General features: G+C 64.7%; 16 protein-coding genes. 8 read left to right on the forward strand and 8 right to left on the reverse strand.

Going from position 1 to position 19,690, the window contains the following annotated elements; genetic code table 11:
* Positions 1–50: 50 nt before the first annotated feature.
* The 3 genes from guaB to groES form a co-directional block, all read right to left on the reverse strand.
* Positions 51–1,577 (reverse strand): IMP dehydrogenase, encoded by a 1,527-nt coding sequence (guaB, locus tag ACX80T_RS07310; RefSeq protein WP_019481572.1) that lies wholly within the window; start codon positions 1,575–1,577, stop codon positions 51–53.
* A gap of 279 nt (positions 1,578–1,856) precedes the next feature.
* Complete coding sequence (gene groL, locus ACX80T_RS07315; RefSeq protein WP_019481571.1) at positions 1,857–3,464, reverse strand: chaperonin GroEL; 1,608 nt, start codon at positions 3,462–3,464, stop codon at positions 1,857–1,859.
* 120 nt (positions 3,465–3,584) lie between these two features.
* On the reverse strand, positions 3,585–3,881 hold the full coding sequence (gene groES, locus ACX80T_RS07320) for a co-chaperone GroES (RefSeq protein WP_019481570.1): 297 nt from the start codon (positions 3,879–3,881) through the stop codon (positions 3,585–3,587).
* Between the two features lie 454 nt (positions 3,882–4,335).
* Here groES and ACX80T_RS07325 point away from each other — a divergent pair, with 454 nt between their 5' ends.
* The 3 genes from ACX80T_RS07325 to ACX80T_RS07335 all read left to right on the forward strand — a co-directional run bounded on the left by ACX80T_RS07325 (position 4,336) and on the right by ACX80T_RS07335 (position 7,736).
* Positions 4,336–5,961, forward strand: coding sequence for a peptide chain release factor 3 (locus ACX80T_RS07325; RefSeq protein WP_019481568.1), 1,626 nt, complete (start codon positions 4,336–4,338; stop codon positions 5,959–5,961).
* A gap of 1 nt (position 5,962) precedes the next feature.
* Entirely contained in the window at positions 5,963–7,201 is a 1,239-nt protein-coding gene (locus ACX80T_RS07330; protein ID WP_459304096.1) for a class I SAM-dependent methyltransferase, read from the forward strand.
* A 97-nt stretch (positions 7,202–7,298) separates the two neighbouring features.
* Entirely contained in the window at positions 7,299–7,736 is a 438-nt protein-coding gene (locus ACX80T_RS07335) for a hypothetical protein (RefSeq protein ID WP_019481566.1), read from the forward strand.
* 11 nt (positions 7,737–7,747) lie between these two features.
* On the opposite strand, the gene ACX80T_RS07340 is transcribed toward ACX80T_RS07335, so the two are convergent.
* Positions 7,748–8,764, reverse strand: a complete 1,017-nt coding sequence (locus ACX80T_RS07340; RefSeq protein ID WP_459304097.1) for a LacI family DNA-binding transcriptional regulator — start codon at positions 8,762–8,764, stop codon at positions 7,748–7,750.
* Positions 8,765–8,995: 231 nt separating this feature from the next.
* Here ACX80T_RS07340 and ACX80T_RS07345 point away from each other — a divergent pair, with 231 nt between their 5' ends.
* The 4 genes from ACX80T_RS07345 to ACX80T_RS07360 all read left to right on the forward strand — a co-directional run bounded on the left by ACX80T_RS07345 (position 8,996) and on the right by ACX80T_RS07360 (position 14,318).
* Positions 8,996–11,065 (forward strand): beta-galactosidase, encoded by a 2,070-nt coding sequence (locus tag ACX80T_RS07345; RefSeq protein WP_459304098.1) that lies wholly within the window; start codon positions 8,996–8,998, stop codon positions 11,063–11,065.
* Positions 11,043–11,981, forward strand: a complete 939-nt coding sequence (locus ACX80T_RS07350; protein WP_019481563.1) for a carbohydrate ABC transporter permease — start codon at positions 11,043–11,045, stop codon at positions 11,979–11,981. The genes ACX80T_RS07345 and ACX80T_RS07350 overlap by 23 nt, the downstream gene beginning before the upstream one ends.
* 92 nt (positions 11,982–12,073) lie before the next feature.
* Positions 12,074–12,907 carry a carbohydrate ABC transporter permease gene (locus ACX80T_RS07355; protein WP_026040908.1) on the forward strand — a complete coding sequence of 278 codons (834 nt, stop codon included), beginning with the start codon at positions 12,074–12,076 and terminating at the stop codon, positions 12,905–12,907.
* Positions 12,908–12,986: 79 nt separating this feature from the next.
* Positions 12,987–14,318 carry an ABC transporter substrate-binding protein gene (locus tag ACX80T_RS07360; protein ID WP_019481561.1) on the forward strand — a complete coding sequence of 444 codons (1,332 nt, stop codon included), beginning with the start codon at positions 12,987–12,989 and terminating at the stop codon, positions 14,316–14,318.
* 208 nt (positions 14,319–14,526) lie between these two features.
* On the opposite strand, the gene ACX80T_RS07365 is transcribed toward ACX80T_RS07360, so the two are convergent.
* On the reverse strand, positions 14,527–16,218 hold the full coding sequence (locus ACX80T_RS07365) for a glycoside hydrolase family 3 N-terminal domain-containing protein (RefSeq protein WP_337587499.1): 1,692 nt from the start codon (positions 16,216–16,218) through the stop codon (positions 14,527–14,529).
* Between the two features lie 108 nt (positions 16,219–16,326).
* On the opposite strand from ACX80T_RS07365, the gene ACX80T_RS07370 reads away from it, so the two are divergent.
* Positions 16,327–17,466 carry a glutamate--cysteine ligase gene (locus tag ACX80T_RS07370; protein ID WP_024476834.1) on the forward strand — a complete coding sequence of 380 codons (1,140 nt, stop codon included), beginning with the start codon at positions 16,327–16,329 and terminating at the stop codon, positions 17,464–17,466.
* 49 nt (positions 17,467–17,515) lie between these two features.
* On the opposite strand, the gene tsaD is transcribed toward ACX80T_RS07370, so the two are convergent.
* Genes tsaD through tsaB form a run of 3 tightly spaced genes read right to left on the reverse strand, consistent with a single transcriptional unit; the run spans position 17,516 to position 19,688 of the window.
* Positions 17,516–18,592: a tRNA (adenosine(37)-N6)-threonylcarbamoyltransferase complex transferase subunit TsaD gene (gene tsaD / locus ACX80T_RS07375; protein WP_024476833.1), complete on the reverse strand. Its 1,077-nt coding sequence runs from the start codon at positions 18,590–18,592 to the stop codon at positions 17,516–17,518.
* A complete protein-coding gene (gene rimI / locus ACX80T_RS07380) occupies positions 18,589–19,032 on the reverse strand; it encodes a ribosomal protein S18-alanine N-acetyltransferase (protein ID WP_459304099.1) in 444 nt (147 codons plus the stop codon). The genes tsaD and rimI overlap by 4 nt, the downstream gene beginning before the upstream one ends.
* Positions 19,029–19,688 (reverse strand): tRNA (adenosine(37)-N6)-threonylcarbamoyltransferase complex dimerization subunit type 1 TsaB, encoded by a 660-nt coding sequence (gene tsaB / locus ACX80T_RS07385; protein ID WP_024476831.1) that lies wholly within the window; start codon positions 19,686–19,688, stop codon positions 19,029–19,031. The genes rimI and tsaB overlap by 4 nt, the downstream gene beginning before the upstream one ends.
* Positions 19,689–19,690: the final 2 nt, after the last annotated feature.

A 19,690-nucleotide genomic window follows, 5' to 3' on the forward strand; every position in this document is an offset into this window, starting at 1 on the left:
CTCACCGTTCTGCCGGGACCCATGCACGCTGCTGACCCGCGCCCGGCGCGTTACTTGCTGCCGTAGTTCGGAGCCTCGACGGTCATCTGGATGTCGTGGGGGTGCGACTCCTTCAAGCCGGCGGAGGTGATACGGACAAACTTGCCCTTTGCCTTCAACTCTCCGATGGTGCGGGCACCCGTGTAGAACATGGTCTGACGCAGTCCCCCGACCAGTTGGTAGGCGACGGACTCGAGCGGTCCGCGGTAGGCGACGCGGCCTTCGACGCCTTCGGGGATCAGCTTGTCATCCCCTGTGACGTCGGCCTGGAAGTAGCGGTCCTTCGAGTAGGACGTATTCTTTCCGCGGGTCTGCATGGCGCCGAGGGAACCCATGCCACGGTAGGTCTTGTACTGCTTGCCGTTCACGAAGATCAGTTCGCCAGGGGCTTCGGCCGAGCCGGCCAGCAGCGAGCCGAGCATGACGGTGTCGGCACCGGCGACCAGCGCCTTGCCGATGTCGCCCGAGTACTGGAGTCCGCCGTCGGCGATCACGGGCACCCCTGCCGGGATGGCAGCCTTGGCTGATTCATAGATGGCGGTCACCTGGGGTACGCCAACGCCCGCCACCACTCGAGTGGTGCAGATGGATCCGGGGCCTACCCCGACCTTGATACCGTCGGCGCCGGCGTCGATCAGCGCCTGGGCGCCGTCCCGTGTTGCTGCCTGGCCACCGATGATGTCGACGTGAGCCACTGATCGTTCGGCTTTGAGCCGGGCAATCATCTCGAGAACACCGGCACTGTGCCCGTTGGCAGTGTCAACGAACAGGGCGTCAACTCCGGCGTCCACGAGGGCCATGGCGCGATCCCAGCCATCACCGAAGAAGCCGATAGCGGCGCCGACGCGCAGCCGGCCTTCGTCGTCCTTCGTGGAGAGCGGATACTGCTCGGCTTTTGTAAAGTCCTTAACAGTAATCAGTCCTCGAAGAATGCCTTCTCCGTCGACGAGCGGAAGCTTTTCAATTTTGTTCTTGGCCAGCAGCCCGATCGCGTCCTCACCACTGATTCCGACCTGCCCGGTCACCAGCGGCATGGGAGTCATGACCGCGCGCACCAGGCGGTGTGGCCACTCATGTTCGGAAACGAACCGGGTATCACGATTGGTGACGATGCCGAGCAGATGCCCGGCGTCGTCGACGACGGGAAGACCCGACACCCGATAGTGGCCGCATAGTTCGTCCAGCTCAGCAAGGGTGGCATCTGGACCGATGGTGACCGGATGAGCGATCATGCCGGACTCGCTGCGCTTGACCCGGTCCACCTGCTCCGCCTGATCCTGGATCGACAGGTTCCGGTGGATCACGCCGAGGCCGCCCTGGCGGGCCATTGCCACGGCCATGCGTGCCTCGGTGACGGTGTCCATTGCCGAGGACAACAGCGGGGTCTGAACGGTGATGCGCTTGGAAACGCGCGAACTGGTGTCAGCCTCGGACGGGATCACATCGGTGAGGCCGGGCAGGAGCAGGACGTCGTCGTACGTCAGGCCAACGAATCCGAATGGGTCATGGGTTTCGTTGCGCTGGGACGGCTGGGTCACTGCGTCGCCTCTTTCTCAGATGGTCTGTGGGTAGAAGCTGGCCGAGGGATATTCGAATTGCCAGACTCTCATCCTAAAACGATTGCCGGGTGCACCCTATTCCGGGAGCGTGTGATTCGACACAGCCCGGATCGATCAGGAATGGAGCAGAGCATCAATCTGGTGGGTTATCACCCGGTAGTAGGAGCTGGAGTAGATAGGGAGAACTGCCCACCAGATGGCAGCACCCCCGGTCCGAGGACCGGGGGTGCTGTCATGTCTGTCTAGCCCTTGAGGGAACTAGTGGCTGTGACCTTCTTCGTCGTCGCTCTCTGGCTTCTCGACCACAAGTGTTTCGGTGGTGAGAATCAGGGCCGCGATCGAGGCCGCGTTCCGGAGTGCTGAACGGGTGACCTTGACGGGGTCGATGATGCCGGCGTCGATGAGGTTCTCGTAGTCACCGGTGACAGCATTGAAGCCGTGTCCGGGCTCGAGTTCCTCGACGCGGTGCACCACAACGTAGCCTTCGTGGCCAGCGTTCTCAGCGATCCAGCGCAGTGGCTGGGCCAAGGCGCGTCGCACCAGGTTGATCGCGGTTGCGGCGTCGCCTTCGAGGGCGAGTACCGAAGCGTCAGTGTCCAGCGCCTTCGAGGCGTGGATCAGTGCGGCGCCGCCGCCGGCAACAATGCCCTCATCGAGAGCTGCACGTGTCGCTGACACGGCGTCCTCAATGCGGTGCTTCTTTTCCTTGAGCTCGACCTCGGTGGCTGCGCCAACCTTGATGACTCCGATGCCGCCGGCCAGTTTGGCCAGGCGTTCCTGAAGCTTCTCGCGGTCCCAATCAGAATCGGTGCGCTCAACCTCGGCACGGATCTGGGCTACGCGGTCCGCAACATCGGACTCGCTGCCGATGCCGTCAACGATCGTGGTGGTGTCTTTGGTAACGGTGATCCGGCGAGCGGAACCCAGCACCTCAAGGCCTACCTGGTCCAGCTTGAGGCCGAGGTCCGGTGAAACAACCTGCGCACCGGTCAGCGTGGCGATGTCCTGCAGCATTGCCTTGCGGCGGTCGCCGAAGCCTGGCGCCTTGACGGCAACCACGTTCAGGGTGCCGCGGATCTTGTTGACTACCAGGGTGGACAACGCTTCGCCGTCAATATCCTCAGCAATGATGAAGAGGGGCTTGCCGGCCTGCAGCGCCTTCTCCAGCAGCGGCAGGAATTCCTGCAGTGAGGAGATTTTGCCGGAGTTGATCAGGATCAGTGCGTCTTCGAGCACTGCTTCCTGGCGTTCGGCGTCGGTGATGAAGTAAGGGCTGAGGAAGCCCTTGTCGAACTGCATGCCCTCGGTGAGCACGAGTTCGGTCTGGGTGCTGGAGGACTCCTCGATGGTGATAACGCCATCCTTGCCGACCTTCTCGAAGGCTTCAGCGATGAGCTCGCCGACCTCTGAGCTCTGGGCGGAGATGGAGGCGACGCTGGCGGTCTGCTGACCGACAACTTCGCGGGCATTCTCGAGCAGGCGGGCAGCAACGGCCTCGATGGAGACCTCAATGCCACGCTTCAGCTGCGATGGGGCAGCGCCGGCTGCGACATTCCGCAGGCCTTCGGTGACCAGTGCCTGTGCCAGCACCGTCGCGGTGGTGGTGCCGTCACCGGCGATGTCGTTGGTCTTGGTGGCCACTTCCTTGGCGAACTGAGCACCAAGGTTCTCGAACGGATCGTCCAGTTCGATTTCGCGGGCGATGGTCACGCCGTCGTTGGTGATGGTGGGGGCGCCCCACTTCTTGTCCAGCACGACGTTGCGGCCGCGGGGGCCGAGCGTCACCTTGACGGTGTCAGCCAACTTGTTGACTCCCGCTTCCAGTGCGCGGCGTGCAGCGTCGTCAAACTTCAACTGCTTTGCCATGATGTGTTCCTCTTCCATTGTGCAAATACTGCTTGTGAAAAACCTGGTGGTTCTTGGTACGTCTTCACGCACCGACGAGAGAACCCCGGCCTGTGTGGCCGGGGTTCTCTCGAGTGAACACTACTTAACGACGATCGCCAGAACGTCGCGGGCTGAGAGTACGAGGTACTCCGCGCCGGCGTGCTTGACTTCGGTTCCGCCGTACTTCGAGTAGATGACAATGTCGCCTTCGGCTACATCTACAGGCACGCGGTTTCCGTTATCGTCAACGCGGCCTGGGCCTACTGCAACAACTTCGCCCTCCTGGGGCTTTTCCTTGGCAGTATCCGGGATTACCAGACCCGAGGCAGTGGTCTGCTCGGCTTCCAGTGGGCGGACAACAATACGATCCTCAAGAGGCTTAATAGAGACCGGCACGCGGACCTCTCCTTCGCTTGGGTGACAAATGGAATTAAGGCCTTCGGATGGCGCTGACCGTCGTCGCGGTGCCGGCTCACGCTTCCCTGAAGGAGTTAGCACCCTCATGGTGAGAGTGCCAAGTCTGACTTTATGCATTGGTTAGCACTCGGTCAAGGCGAGTGCCAGATTGCGCTGCCAGCGCAGCACGGTTTCCGACCGGTTTATCCCAGGAATTCGTTTCCAGGGGTTCAGCGGCCAGGCCAGCGACTACTGCAGCGAAGGCCGCCACGTGGACCCACTGGTTGAGCCCCCCGCCGCAGCAGCAAGCCCCCGACCACCAGCGAGTCCGGGCTGCCACTGAGCAACTGTGCTGCATCCGTGCGCCGACCGCGCTTCGACGCCGTTAGACTCCGCCCAGTAGACTGGGGAACTGGCCAGCAATGGCATTCCCACCACTTTCGAAAGCAGTTTCGTGACCCAGCAGGTACAGGCCTCCACCCAGCGCCACACTGGCATCGCCCAGGAGGCGTCCCGCCGTCGTACATTCGCCGTCATTTCTCACCCCGATGCCGGCAAATCGACCCTGACCGAAGCCTTGGCCCTTCACGCCCGCGTGATCGGCACGGCCGGTGCCACCAACGGCAAGGAGAACCGCCGGGAGACCGTATCCGACTGGATGCAGATGGAGAAGGACCGCGGCATTTCCATCAGCTCCACGGCGCTGCAGTTCTCCTACCGGGACACGGTCATCAACCTGCTGGACACCCCCGGCCACTCGGACTTCTCCGAGGACACGTACCGGGTGCTGGCCGCAGTGGACTGCGCGGTCATGCTGATCGACGCAGCAAAGGGCCTTGAGACCCAGACCATGAAGCTGTTCGAGGTCTGTCGGCAACGCAACATTCCCATCATCACGGTGATCAACAAATGGGACCGACCCGGGCTGGATGCTTTGGCACTCATGGACGAAATCACCGAGCGCACCGGGCTGATTCCGATGCCGCTGACCTGGGCCGTGGGTTTCGCCGGCGACTTCCGCGGCGTGTGGGACCTCAAGCGTGACGAGTTTGTTCGTTTCACCCGCAAGAACGCCGGTGCTTCCCTTGCCGTCGAAGAGCACCTGAGCCCAGCCGAAGCCTTGGCACAGGAGGGCGACGCCTGGACGGACGCCCTCGACGAAGCGTCGCTGGTCATCGAGTCGAACCAGCCGTTCGATCTGGAAAGCTTCCACGCCGGTACGGGCACCCCGGTGTTGTTCTCGTCAGCGGTTCTGAACTTTGGCGTCCAGCACATCCTGGACGCCCTGGTCGACCTGGCACCAGCCGCCGGTCCCCGCAAGGACGTCGACGGCAACCCCCGTCCGGTCGATGCCCCTTTCTCGGGATTTGTCTTCAAGGTCCAGGCCGGCATGAACCGCGCGCACCGCGACCACGTCGCATTCATCAGGGTCTGCTCCGGCGTGTTTGAACGCGGCATGGTGGTCACCCACGCCAACTCCGGCAAGACCTTCGCCACCAAGTACGCCCAGCAGCTCTTCGGCCGTGAACGGGAGGTGATTGACGAGGCCTGGCCGGGCGACGTCGTCGGGCTCGTCAATGCATCGGCGCTGCGGATGGGCGACAGCCTCTACATCGAGGAGCCGGTGGAGTTTCCGCCGATTCCCCTGTTCAGCCCCGAGCACTTCCGGGTGGCCAGATCCAAGGATGCCGGCCGCTTCAAGCAGTTCCGGCGCGGGATTGAACAGCTGGGCCATGAGGGAATCATTCAGGTGCTGCGCTCGGATCTTCGTGGCGATCAGGCACCGGTGCTGGCCGCCGTCGGGCCGATGCAGTTCGAGGTGGTGGCCGACCGGATGGAGCACGATTTCGGCGCACCGATGCGAATGGAGCCGCTCCCCTATTCGCTGGCCCGGCTCACCACCCACGACGCGCAGGCAGCCCTCAGCGCCATCCGTGGCACAGAGGTGCTGGTCCGGTCCGACGGCGAGTATCTGGCCCTGTTCAACGACATCTGGGCGCTGCGTCGGGTCGAGAAGAATTCCCCCGAGATATCGCTGAGCACCATCGGCACCGATGCCGGGGACGCCCGAGGCTACTGAGATGGCCTCCGACGCCGCGACTGACCTGATCGCGCCGCTCCTGACCCCTGCGGGCTGGGAACTGTTGAACTCCCTGGCTCCGTACAACGAAGCCGACACGATGCGCCTGAGCACCTCGCTGCGCCGGGCAGGGCACGACCCGGTGGTCATCTCGGCCGCTCTGACCCAGTCCCGGTTGCGCTCCAAGGCGGAAACGAAGTTTGGGCCGTTCGCAGCCCGCATGCTGTTCACCGCCGCCGGTCTGGAACAGGCCACCCGCCTCGGTGTGGCTGCCCATCATGCTGAACGCTTTGTCACGGCTGGCCTCGAACGGGTCGCCGACCTGGGCTGCGGGATTGGTGCTGACGCGATCGCCCTGGCCAGCCTGGACCGCCAGGTCACTGCCGTGGAGATCGACGAGACGACCGCCGCCGCCGCAACCATGAACTTGATGCCCTGGCCCAATGCGACTGTGGTGGGTGGCGATGCGGAGTCGTTCGACCTTACCGGGTACGACGGCGTCTGGCTGGACCCCGCCCGCCGCACCACCAGCACCTCGGGCACCACCCGGATCTTTGACCCGGAGGCATTTTCCCCTCCCCTGTCCTTCGTCGAGCGCCTCGCCGACGAAGGGACCCCAGTCGGGGTGAAGCTAGGCCCGGGCATCCCCCACGAGGCGGTGCCCGCCGGGTGCGAGGCGCAGTGGGTGTCCGTCGATGGGGATGTCACTGAGGTGTCACTCTGGTTCAACTCCCTGAAGCGCCCCGACGTGCGCCGTTCCGCGCTGGTGATTAGCTCCCACGGTGCCGCGGAGCTCACCAGTGCAGCCGATTTCGACGACGGAACCCGCCCGCCGATCGGCGCCCCCGAAGGGTACCTGTACGAGCCGGACGGCGCGGTGATCCGCGCCGGGCTGGTGGCGGACGTCGCACGTCAACTGGATGGCCACCTGCTGGATCCGCGGATCGCGTACATCTGCGCCCCGAACCTGCAGGAAACTCCGTTCGCCCGCGCCTACAAGGTGTTGAGCGTGATGCCGTATAACGTCAAGGCCCTCCGGACGTGGGTCCGCGAGAACGGCATCGGCGTGCTGGACATCAAGAAACGCGGCACCTCGGTGACCCCCGAAGAACTTCGCAAGCAGCTCCTCGCCGGGTCGGGGAAGGCGCGTAAATCCGCCGGGAAGAAGAAGGCCACCCTGGTCCTCACCCGGATCGGTGAGGATCGGGTGGCGATCGTCGTCGAGCCCGTCACCGCCTGACGGCGTCAGCTGCTCCCGCGGTGGCCAGAAGCTCCGCGGTGGTCAGAAGCCGTCGTCGTCGCCGGAAAGTGTCGGTGGCGGGTGGAAGAGTCTGCTCATGGAAGCAAAAACCCCACGAATAGATGTCATCCTGCGTTCGTTCCTGGCGGACGAAAGTGCGGGCCGAAGTCATGTCGTCGGCGCGCGGTACTACCGGGTGATGGCCCACCTGTGCCATTACCTTGAGTCAGTGGACGCTACGGTGCTGCTAGGGCCGGAATCCGGAATCATTCTCGCTGCCGAACGTGAGTTTCAACCGAACGGTGCCTTCCTGCGGCTGTTCGACGCCCACGATCTGATCTACTGCCTGCCGGGTTTTCTCGACAGCCGGTGGCTGATGACCAATCCCAGCGATGCGCGCACTCAGGTCAGTCTGACGGACCGGCTGCTGCGCTGGGTGCGGCGGCGCTATCGGGAAGACATATATTACTGCGCTGGCGGGATCCGCCAGTGTACCGAGGCAATCAGACAGGCCCGACGACGGCTGCGGGGGTAACGCCCGGCTGCCTAGGCCGATCCCCGCCACATCACTGACGTCTCCAGCACTTCCGCTGGGATCGGCAACCCTCTGATCTGGGCCAGCACGAGTTCCGCCGCCCGTTTACCCAGCAGATCCGCCGGCTGCCTGACCGTTGACAGCTGTGGCCGGCACCGCAGCGCCCAGCTACTGTCGTCGAACCCGACAATCCCCACGTCCTCCGGGACCTGACGGCCACTTTCCTGCAGGGCCGTCATCGCCCCGGCGGCCACAGCATCGGATGCCGCGAAGACGCCGTCGAGGTCGGGGCGACGCCTGAGCAACTCCTGCATCCCCTCCAGCCCAAACCCATACGTGTACAACGGGTACTCCACCACCAGCCCTGGATCAAACAAATCCCCCATCGCCGCCTTGAACCCGGCCAGCCGGTCCTGGCCGGAGTCACGGTCAAGCGCGCACGCGATCATGGCCACCCGGGTACGTCCAGTGCCCAACAGTCGGGCGGTGATGGCTTCGGCCGCCGCTGCGTTATCGATAGCAACATACGGAATATCCGGGATCCCCGGTGGGTGGCCGACGAAGGCCGCAGGCACACCGAGATTCTTGACCGCCAAGGCAATCGGGTCGGACGCCCGCGCGGACACGATCACCGCGCCGTCCACCAAGCCACCCTGAAGATAGTCGGCAACCCTGCGGCTATCGCGTTCGGAGTCGATGATGAGCGACACCAGCTGGTAGTCGGCGGCTGACAATACCGCGTTGGCGCCCAGCAGAATCGACCCGATGTTGGGGTCTTCAAACAACAGCGAGTGAGGTTCGTGAATGATCAGTCCGATGGCCCCGGACTCCTGCCGGACCAGATTCCTGGCCACCGAGTTACGCACATATCCGACCCGCAGGATCGCTTCTTCCACGGCCAGTTTCGCATCCTCGGACACATAGCGTTCCCCGTTGACAACCCGCGACACCGTCCCACGGGACAGCCCGGCAGCCGACGCAACATCATTGATGGTTGCCCTGCGGATGCGCGTGCGCGTTGACTCCATACCTGTACCTTAGCCGAGCCGCTGCCTGCGGCCGTGGCCTGCCCCAGGCTCGCATCGCACCCGCGGCCAAATAATTTCGTTGACAAGCAAATGTGACGTGCCTTACTCTGGGAACGTTCACAGAAGACCTCGAAGGCGAGTTCATTAGCCCGATTCTGGGAGCGTTCACAGAACGCATCCGCTTCACCGGCCGCCCTCGAGCTGAACGTCCACTATCGACGAGGAGCCGGGTTGAATTCGAGCACCACCACTGTCACAGATCTCTCCGGCAACGGAGACCTGGTCTACGGCTGCGACTACAACCCTGAGCAATGGGATCCCGCCGTGTGGCCCGAGGACATCCGGTTGATGAAGGAGGCGGGTGTCAACCTCGCCGCCATCAACATCTTCGGCTGGGCTGAGCTGGAACCCGCCGACGGCGTCGTGACGTTTGACCGGCTGGACGAGGTCATTGCGCTGTTGCATGCCAACGGTATTTCGGTGAACCTCGGGACCGGCACCTCCTCCCCTCCCCCCTGGCTGACCGCCCTGCACCCGGAAATCCTTCCGCAAATGGCCGACGGCACCCGGCGGTGGCCCGGCGGACGCCAGGCGTGGTGCCCCAGCTCCCCGATATTCCGCGAGCGCGCACTCCGGCTGGTGGAGCGGGTGGCGCAACGGTACGGCAACCACCCCGCGGTCACCGTATGGCACGTCTCCAATGAACTGGGCTGCCACAACGCGCTGTGTTACTGCGACGTCTCAGCCGCCGCGTTCCGCACCTGGCTGCACCACCGCTACACCACCGTTGACGAGCTCAACCGGGCCTGGGGCACCTCCTTCTGGAGCCAACGCTACTCGGACTGGGCACAGATCCTCCCCCCGCGGGCCACCATTTCGGCTTTGAACCCCACCCAGGAACTCGATTTCCAACGCTTCAGTTCCGACGCACTGCTTGACTACTACCAGGCTGAAGCCGCAGTGATCCGGAACCACAGTTCCATCCCCATCACCACCAACTTCATGGTTGCCGCCCACATCCGCAACCAGGATTACTGGACCTGGGCCCCTGAGATGGACGTCATCGCCAACGACCATTACCTCGACCACCGGCTCGACGCGCCCCTGGTTGAGCTGGCGTTCGCCGCCGACACCACCCGCGGACTCGCCCAGGGCAAGCCGTGGCTGCTGATGGAACATTCCACCGGCGCCGTGAACTGGCAACCCCGCAACATTGCCAAGGGGCCCGGCGAAATGGTCCGCAACTCACTCAGCCACCTGGCACGTGGCGCCGATGGCCTCTGCTTCTTCCAGTGGCGCGCGTCTCTGCAGGGCAGCGAGAAATTCCACTCCGCCATGCTCCCCCACGCCGGCACCGATTCGCAGACCTGGCGCGACGTCGTCGGCCTCGGCGCAGCCCTCCGAAAGCTGCGCGAGCTGGGCGGAACCACGGTGCACGCCGAGGTGGCGCTCGTCTTCAGCTGGGAGGCATGGTGGGCCCACGACCAGGAGTCGCACCCGTCGGGTGACGTCAGCTACATCGGCCAGGTCCACGCTGCCTACACTGCACTGTGGGAAGCCGGACTCACTGTCGACGTCGTCGCCCCCGGCGCTCCGCTCTCCCGCTACAAGCTGGTGGTGGTCCCGAACCTGTATCTGATCCGGGACGAGCATGCCGCGGTCATCAGGGATTTCGTCGACGACGGCGGGTCCGCCTTCATCAGCTTCTTCAGCGGAATCGTTGACGAGAACGAAAGAGTGCGCCCCGGCGGGTACCCCGGAGCTTTCAGGGACCTGCTGGGTATCCGCACGGAGGAGTTCTTCCCTCTCGATCCGGCGCATCCGCTCACCCTCGACAACGGGTCCCCCGCCTCTCTCTGGTCCGAAGCGCTCCACCTCACGAGAGCCGAAGCCATCCTGAGTTATGCCACCGGCACCCACGTGGGCACCCCAGCAGTGACCCGCAACCACTATGGGGCCGGTGAGGCCTGGTATGCCGCGACGGTACTGGACCGTGGCGTCTTGAAGGACCTGCTGCTGCGTGCCGCGGTGACCGCCGGCGTGACACTGCCCGAGGTGCAGTCAGGGCTCGAGTCGATCACGCGGCGCGGCAACGGCCATGAGTACGTTTTCCTGATCAACCACACCACCGAGGACCGCAAACACCGGGTCAGCGGCATGGAACTGTTGACTGACGAGGCCGTGTCCGGCGTCGTCGTCGTTCCCGCCGGCGCAGTGCGCGTGGTTCGTACCACCCCAGAAATCCCCGACGCCCACGGCCTGGCTCAGGGCCGAAAGGATGCAGGCCATGACAGTCACTAACCCTCCGGTCGGGGCGCCAAAGGCCCCTCCGGTCGTGAGGAAAAACCGTTCGTCGGGAGCGCAGCGCCGCGCCGTCGCCCTGTTCATCGCGCCGTTCGGGCTCCTGTTCCTCGCCTTCTACGCAATTCCGATCGTCTACGCGATTGTGCAGTCGCTGCTCACCGTCGAGCGCGAAGGGACATTCGGCGCACCCCGCCAGGTCTTCGGCGGCTTTGTGCAGTACGAGCAGGTCTTCCAGGACGGCGCGTTCTGGGCTTCGGTGGGCCGGGTGATGGTGTTCGGCGCTGTACAGGTGCCCATCATGCTGGGGCTGGCGCTCCTGTTCGCCCTGCTGCTGGATTCACCGCTGCTGAAGGGGAAAAAGTTCTTCCGCCTGGCGTTCTTCGCCCCCTACGCCGTCCCGGGAGTAATCGCCGCCATCATGTGGGGGTTCCTCTACTCGCCGTCGCTCTCACCGTTCGGCGCGGTGACATCGAACGTCGACTTCCTGTCGGCGAACCTCGTGCTCTGGGCCATAGCCAACATCGTGACCTGGGTGTATGTCGGGTACAACATGCTCATCATCTATGCGTCGCTGCTGGCGATCCCCACCGAAATCTACGAGGCCGCGAGGCTCGACGGGGCGAGCAACATCCAGATCGCGTGGCGCATCAAGATCCCCCTGGTGATCCCGGCGATCATCCTGACGGCGGTCTTTTCGATCATCGGCACCCTGCAGCTGCTCGCCGAACCGCAGACCCTGCGTAGCTTCAGCTCGGCGATCAACAGCACGTTCACGCCCAACCTCGCGGTCTACACCACCGCGTCGGTTCCAAACTACAATCTGGCCGCGGCGTTCTCGGTGGTCCTCGCACTCGCCACGTTCATCCTCTCCTTCGTCTTCCTGAAGTCGACCCAGCGGAAGGTTACCCAGTGACCGCAGCCCCAGCCACGGCCTCCAAACGCCCACGCGGTGGAGGACCCAGACCGCCCCGGGAAGACACCGCGCGTGGACCCCGCCAGAGCATCATGTCGCGCAGCGCCGCGATGCTCATCATGGGTGTTTTCACGCTCTACTTTCTGACCCCCATCTGGTGGCTCCTCACCACCTCAACGAAAACCGGTGGCGAAATCACGTCGACGGCGCCGCTGTGGTTCACGGCGAATTCGTTCGGAACCTTCTTCAACAACCTGGGACGGCTATTCACCTACAACGACGGACTGTTCGGCCGGTGGCTCCTGAACTCGGCCATCTACGCGGGGATCGGGGCCCTGCTCGGCACCGTCATTGCCGCGATGTGCGGGTACGCGCTCGCTAAATACGAGTTCAAGGGACGCGAGGCGATCTTCAACATCGTGCTCAGCGGTGTCCTTGTTCCCGCGACAGCGCTGGCTTTGCCGCTCTTCCTGATCTTCAGCCAGGCCAATCTGACAAACACCATGTGGGCGGTGTTCCTGCCGAGCCTGGTCAGCCCGTTTGGCGTCTACCTGGCCCGGATCTACGCGGCGGCCAGCGTCCCCGGGGAGTTGCTCGAGGCAGCGCGACTGGACGGATCGGGGGAGGTCCGGACCTTCTTCACGGTCTCCACCCGCCTGATGGCTCCCGCGCTGGTCACGATTTTCCTCTTCCAGTTCGTGGCGATCTGGAACAACTTCTTCCTTCCTCTCATCATGCTCCGCGATCAGGTACTCTTCCCGGTCACCCTGGGCCTCTACGCGTGGAACAGCCAGATCAGCCAGATCCCCGAACTGCGGTCCCTGGTGCTTGTCGGAGCTCTCGTCTCGATTGTCCCGCTGATCATCGCGTTCCTCGCACTACAACGCTTCTGGAGCAGCGGGCTCGGCGCCGGCGGCGTCAAATAGCACACAGATTTTCACAATCAGCACCACCTGGTGCAGGGACATCCGCTCCTGCACTGAACTACCACCGATAGGAAAAACAATGCGCGCGCATTACGGAAAAGTCACCGCGGCCTTTGCCATCTCTGCGCTGGCTCTCACCGGTTGTTCAGCCGGCGGGGACAGCTCGGGCGGAGGGGCCGAAGCGGCACCCTGCGAGGCCTCCGAGGGGCCAGTCGAGCTGAACTTCACCACCTGGGTTCCAGGGATGGACCAGGTAGTTGAACTGTGGAACGAGGAGAACCCGGACATCCAGGTCACCGTGCAGACCGGACCCAACGGCAACTCCGGTACCTACCAGAACTTCTTCAATCAGATTCAGGCTGGCAACGCACCCGACCTCGGCCAGATCGAGTACGACGCACTGCCGAACTTCCGTGTCCAGGACGGGCTGGAAAACATCGCCGAGTGCGCTGGCGTCACGGAGGCCGCCGACCAGTTCGTCGATTGGACGTGGGGACAGACGACCTTCGGCGAGGAGGGCTCGGTCTACGCCATCCCGCAGGACAGCGGCCCCATGGCCATGTACTACCGCGCCGATCTCTTCGAGGAGGCCGGCATCGAGGTTCCCACCACCTGGGAGGAATATGCCGTTGCCGCCGAGCAGATCAAGGCGGAGGGCGCCTACATCACCAACTTCCCCAAGACTGACGTCAACTGGTTCGCCGGCATGGTCTGGCAGAACGGCGGCCAGTGGTTCGCCAACGACGGCGAGAGCTGGGACGTTAATCTGACCGGGCCCGAGTCCGAGGAAGTCGCGACCTACTGGCAGGACCTGCTGTCGGAGGACCTCGTGTCCACCCTCCCGTCCTTCTCGGACGAGTGGAACGCATCGTTCAACGAGGGCCAGCAGTGGACCTGGGTTTCGGCCGTGTGGGGTGCAACCACCCTGTCCGACGGCGCACCCGACACAGCAGGCAAGTGGGCCGTTGCCCCCATGCCGCAGTGGGAAGCAGGCGGAGAAACCGCCGGCAACTGGGGTGGCTCCTCCACCGCTGTGCTGAAGGGCTCAGAGCACCCGGCCGAGGCAGCGCAGTTCGCCTTGTGGCTCAACACCGACCCTGAAGCCCTGGCCCTGGCCAACGAACTCGGCGGGCTGTACCCAGCAGCAAAGTCTGCGACCGAGCTTGAGGCCTTCGCTGGCGGCGTCGAATTCTACGACGGACAGCAGATCTATGATGTCTTCGCCGAAGCCTCAGCGAACGTTGACCCCAACTTCACCTGGGGCCCGACCATGACCCAGACCTACACTGACGTCTCCGACGGTTTCGGTGCAGCGATTGGCGGCTCCGGCACACTGCTGGATGCGCTCAGTGAAGGCCAGCAGCAGACCGTCGATGCACTGAAAGCGCAGTCCATCCCGGTCCAGGAATAGCAGTAGCCTCCCTACCCGGCCGTTAGCGCGGCGGCGTTGTGACGGACCCGGATTTGCATGAGTAGTTGATGCCGATCCGGGTCCGCTGTTCATCCACCGCAATGCACCCGTCCGGGTCAGTAACCCGCTGCGCCCGGTCACACACACCGCTGCCAGCTCGTCCTCCCGACCGGGTCGCCGGTTAGCCAGTTAGCCGAATAACAGCCGGTTAGCAGCCGGTTCCGGCGTCGTACCCGGCAGCGTCGACCGGAAGTTGTCCCGGCGCTGGAGCGGCCCCCGTCAGGACAGCCAGCACGGCGGCGAACGCGCCCGGCGTGTTTCCGTACGCAGCAATCTCCACGGGAGCGTCAACCGCTTCCAGCCACCAGGGGGCATCCAGCGCGACGGCGACGTCGGCCGGCGCTGCACCGGTCCCGCCAGCACCGACCAATGAAACTGTGGTGCCGCCGGGGCCCACGGTAACCCCCGCCGCCTCAGCAGCCTCGGTAAACCGTTGGGCGTCGGCCTCAGTACCACCGACGACCGAAGCCGTACCGTTCAAGAGGTCCCCGCCGCACTGGCCGGTGAGCACGGTGATTGCAGCTGCCGACGCCACACCGCTCGCCTCCGCCTGCTCCCCTGGTTCGGCCGGGTCGGCTTCAGCCGCCAACTCCGCCTGCCACAGCATCAGCGAGACCACACGGGTCGCGGCCTCGGCCAGCCGTTCGTCGGGGAGGCTGCCGTCGTCGATGGCGGCAACAATTGCCGCGTGTGCGGCGTACGAGTCGGTGGGCATCAGGAGCAGGTCCGCGCCGGCGGCTAGCGCACGGGGAGCCGACTGCCCGCCCGGGTATAACTCTTCAACGGCTGCCATGTTCAGAGCGTCGGTGACTATCACTCCGTCGAAGCCCAGGCCGCGCAGCGCTGCATAGTTCGGCGCCGAGACCGACGACGGCACGCCCGGGTCCACGGCGTCAACGGCGATATGGCCCATCATCATCACCGGTGCTCCCGAGTCCGCCGCGGCTTTGAACGGCACCCAGTCGCGGGTCTCAAGCTCCTCAAGGGAGGCGGTCTGCACCGGCAACTCAAGATGTGAATCGGCGGGTACCGACCCGTGCCCGGGGAAGTGCTTCACACTGGGCAGCACAGCCGACTCCAGTATTCCGGTGACGGCCGCCGAGCCAAGGTCGCCGACCAGGGCCGGGTCATCCGAGTAGGCGCGGGCACCGATGGTGGGGTCACTGGCCCCGGTGGTGACATCGACCGACGGGGCGTGGTTCATGGTGAACCCAAGACCCGCGAGTTCGGAGTTCATGGCTGTCATTGAGGTTGCCACCAGCGCCGGATCCCCGGCGGCACCGTAGGTCATAGGAGTTGGCCAGCCGGTCAAGGGTGCGCCGAGGCGGGCAACCTGCCCGCCTTCCTGATCCACGGAGATGACGGCGGGCCAGGTCCGGCCGTCATCAGCGACGGCTTCGGCCAGGCCGGACGTGACTGCTGCCATCGCATCCGCATCGACTGTCCCGTCACCGGCCAGTGGAACGTTGTCTCCCATAATGATGCTGCCCGCGAGGTGCAGGTCACGGATGGCCTGTTGCTGTCCGGCCGGATCGGTGCCCGTGTAGAAGCCCACCATCACCTGCCCCGCCCGCTCCTCGGTGCTCATCGCAGCGACGGCGGCAACGGCGTCGTCGTAATTCGCGGTACTCGGGCCCCACGGCAACACGGGGTTGCTGGGTGCCGTCGGTTTCGGAGACGACGACGTGGGCGGACTCTCGGGGGAGGGCGACCCGGCGCCGTTGCCCGCGGGGGTGCACCCGGCCACGAGCAGGAGCGTGAGAACCGCTAATCCTGTCTGGCCTAAGCCCCGACGACGTGGCAGAATCCCAGTGTTCGCCCGGCGGGCTGCGCGTTTCACTGTATCGATGCTACTCCTGCTCTAATATTGGGACAGTTCTCTTCCGCGGATGACGCGATACCGAGGCAGAATTTTCCAGCAGTCCGGTACCGGTCAGGAGCCAGCTACATGAACATCGAATTTGCGCAATCAGCCCAGTCAACGCTCGGCGTGGAGTGGGAACTCGCCCTGGTGGACCGCTACAACGGCGATCTGGTCTCGGTTGCAAATCAGGTCCTGCGGGGAGTCGCGGCCAACCATCCCGAGTTGCAGGAGGATGAGGAGCACCCCCATATCAAGCAGGAGTTGCTGCTGAACACGGTGGAGCTGGTGACCGGCATCTGCCACACGGTGGCCGAGGCGAAAGCTGATCTTTCCCGCTCCCTGGCAGCGGTCCGCGAGGTCACCGACCCGATGGGCGTTGAGCTGTTCTCCGCCGGCTCGCACCCTTTCAGCGTGCCACGGTCCCAGCCGGTGACCGATAAGGAGCGCTACTTCAAACTGATCGATCGCACCCAGTGGTGGGGCCAGCAGATGGTCATCTACGGTGTCCACGTGCATGTGGGGCTGGACCGCCGGGACAAGGCGATGCCGATCCTGGACGGCCTGGTGAACTATGTGCCGCATTTCCAGGCGCTGTCGGCGTCGTCGCCGTTCTGGGGTGGCGATGATACGGGGTACGCGTCGCAGCGTGCCCTGATGTTCCAACAGCTACCCACCGCTGGATTGCCGTTCCAGTTCCCATCCTGGGCGGAGTACGAGTCCTATGTGCAGGACATGTTCACCACCGGGGTGATCGACTCAGTGAACGAGATCCGGTGGGATATTCGACCGGTCGCGAACCTGGGCACCATCGAAATGCGGGTCTGCGACGGACTTTCAACCCTCCAGGACGTGGGAGCAGTTGCTGCGCTGACCCAGTGCCTCGTCGACGAATTCTCCACCACCCTGGACAACGGCGGAACCATCCCCACCATGCCGCCCTGGCATGTGCAGGAGAACAAGTGGCGTGCCGCCCGCTATGGGATGGAAGCCATCATTATCCTGGACGCCCAGGGCAAGGAGCAGCTGGTCACCGAGCACCTCGTCGAGGTGCTGGAGCGGCTGCAGCCGGTCGCGAAGAAACTGGGCTGCGTCGAGGAGCTCGGTGATGTGGAGAAGATCCTGGCCCGCGGTGCTGGCTATCAGCGACAGCGTCGGGTCGCCGCCGAGCACGACGGCGACCTCAGCGCCGTCGTCCTCGACATGGTGGCCCAGCTTCGCGAATAGCCCCCACTCCGCTGCCCCCAAAACCCCGGATCAGTTGGTGGTGGTGGGGTCAGGCGAAGACGCTGGTCACCGGGAGCGAGGAATCGGTGGCGAAGCGCAATCCCGTGGGCTCCCCACCATTCATCACGATCTGCGCCCCGAAGGCCGCCACCATTGCACCGTTATCGGTGCACAGGGACAGCGGCGGCACCGTCAGGGTGATCCCGGCGGCCGCGCAACGCTGGGCGGTCAGCGTCCGCAACCGCGAGTTGGCGGCCACCCCGCCGCCGAGCAGCAGACTGGTGATCCCGTGTTCACGGCAGGCCAGCACGGCCTTGGAGGTGATCACGTCGACCACCGCCTCCTGGAAGGACGCCGCGATGTCGGCAACGGGGAGGTCGACGCCGTCTGCCTCGTATTGTTCCACGCAGCGGGCGACGGCGGTCTTCAGGCCGCTGAACGAAAAGTCGTACCGGTGTTCTCCGGGCTGCTCCGCCGTTCCGAGGTACTTGGGCTGGGTGAGCCCACGGGGAAACCGGATCGCCTTCGGGTTACCGTCGGCGGCAATCCGGTCTATTGCCGGGCCACCCGGGTATCCGAGCCCGAGGATGCGGGCCACCTTGTCATAGGCTTCACCGGCGGCGTCGTCGATGGTGGACCCGAGCAGCTCGACGTCGAAGGCCAGGTTGTTGACCTGCAGTATCTCCGTGTGACCACCCGACACCAGCAGGGCACCGAGATTCGGGGGGAGGCCGTCCGGGAACGCCGAATCCAGCACGCCCACACCCACGTGGGCCACCAGGTGGTTCACGGCGAATAGCGGTTTGCCGGTCGCGAGCGCCAGGGCTTTCGCCGCCGAAACACCCACCATCAGCGCACCCGACAGCCCGGGCCCCGATGTCACAGCGATAGCGTCGATTTCCGCCAGTGAGACGTCAGCCTCGGCGAGCGCCTGGCGCAGGGTGGGAACGAAGGCGTCAAGGTGCGCCCGGGAGGCGATCTCGGGGATCACTCCCCCAAACCGGACGTGTTCATCCATTGAGGAGGACACCGTGTTGGTGAGCAGTTGCGTGCCACGCACCAGTCCGACGCCGGTCTCGTCGCAGGAGGATTCGATGCCGAGGACCAGCGGATTGTCACGGTTCACAGGATCAGCCTCATCACCCAGGCGTCGACGCCGTCGCGGTAGTATTTTCGCCGGGTATGAATATGCTCAAACCCGGTCAGCGTATAGAGTTTCTGCGCCCGGGGGTTGTCAGCCCGGACTTCCAGGAGCACTTCGGTGGCGCCGCGGTGTCGTGCCTCGGCCAGCAGCTCGCTCAGCATCGCGGTCCCGATTCCCTGCCCCTCATAACCGGGCAGCACGCCGATCGTCTGGATGTCGGCGGTCGCCGCCACACACATGACTCCCGCATAGCCGACCATGCGGCCCTCGATCTCGGCGACCAGGTAGCGGCGTGTTTCAGTCTGGGACACCTCATCCAGGAACATTTCCAGCGGCCAGGCGTCAGTAGGGAACAGTTCCAACTCCAGGCGTGCGACAGCCGGAACGTCCTGAAGCAGCAAATCGCGCAACGAGAGGCTCATCCGGTCGCCCGCTTCCGGGGGCCGGGGACCCGCGCGTCGGACTCCCGCAGGTACAGCGGAGCGGTATCCAACAACGCCAGCCCAGCGGAGAGCCGCCGGGAGGCGGACCGCCCCAACGCCGCGGCCGAGGGGTGCAGTTCGGTGAAGCCTGCGACTCCTGCCAGGACGTCGGGGTAGAGGCCCGCGCCTTTGCCATAGGTCGGGAGGGTAGGGAGCGACGACGGCGCGCCCACGTGCGGCCCCTCCAGCACCCCGGGGACGCCGTCCTCGGCCCGGTACCGGGCCCAGTAGACCTCTTTCCGCCGGGCATCCGTGGCGACCAGGAACTCGCCGGTCCCGGCATGCGCTGCAGCGTCCTCGGCGATGGAGTCGAGACTCATCACTCCGTGCAGCGGCACGTCCCAGACGTAGGCGAGAGTCCTGGCGGTAGCCAACCCGGCCCGCAGCCCGGTGAAAGGTCCCGGCCCAACGCCCACCACTATCGCCGTCAGGTCCGTTCCGGTGATACCCGCTTCGGCCAGCAGATCGGCGACTGCGGGGGCGAGCACCTCCGCGTGGCTCCTCGTGTCTTCGGTCGCGAAAGCCCCGGTCACGACGCCGTCCAGCACCAGGGCTGCACTCGCCGCGGCGGAGGTATCGAGGGACAAAATCAGCATCC

Source organism: Arthrobacter sp. Sr33 (genome assembly GCF_054511195.1).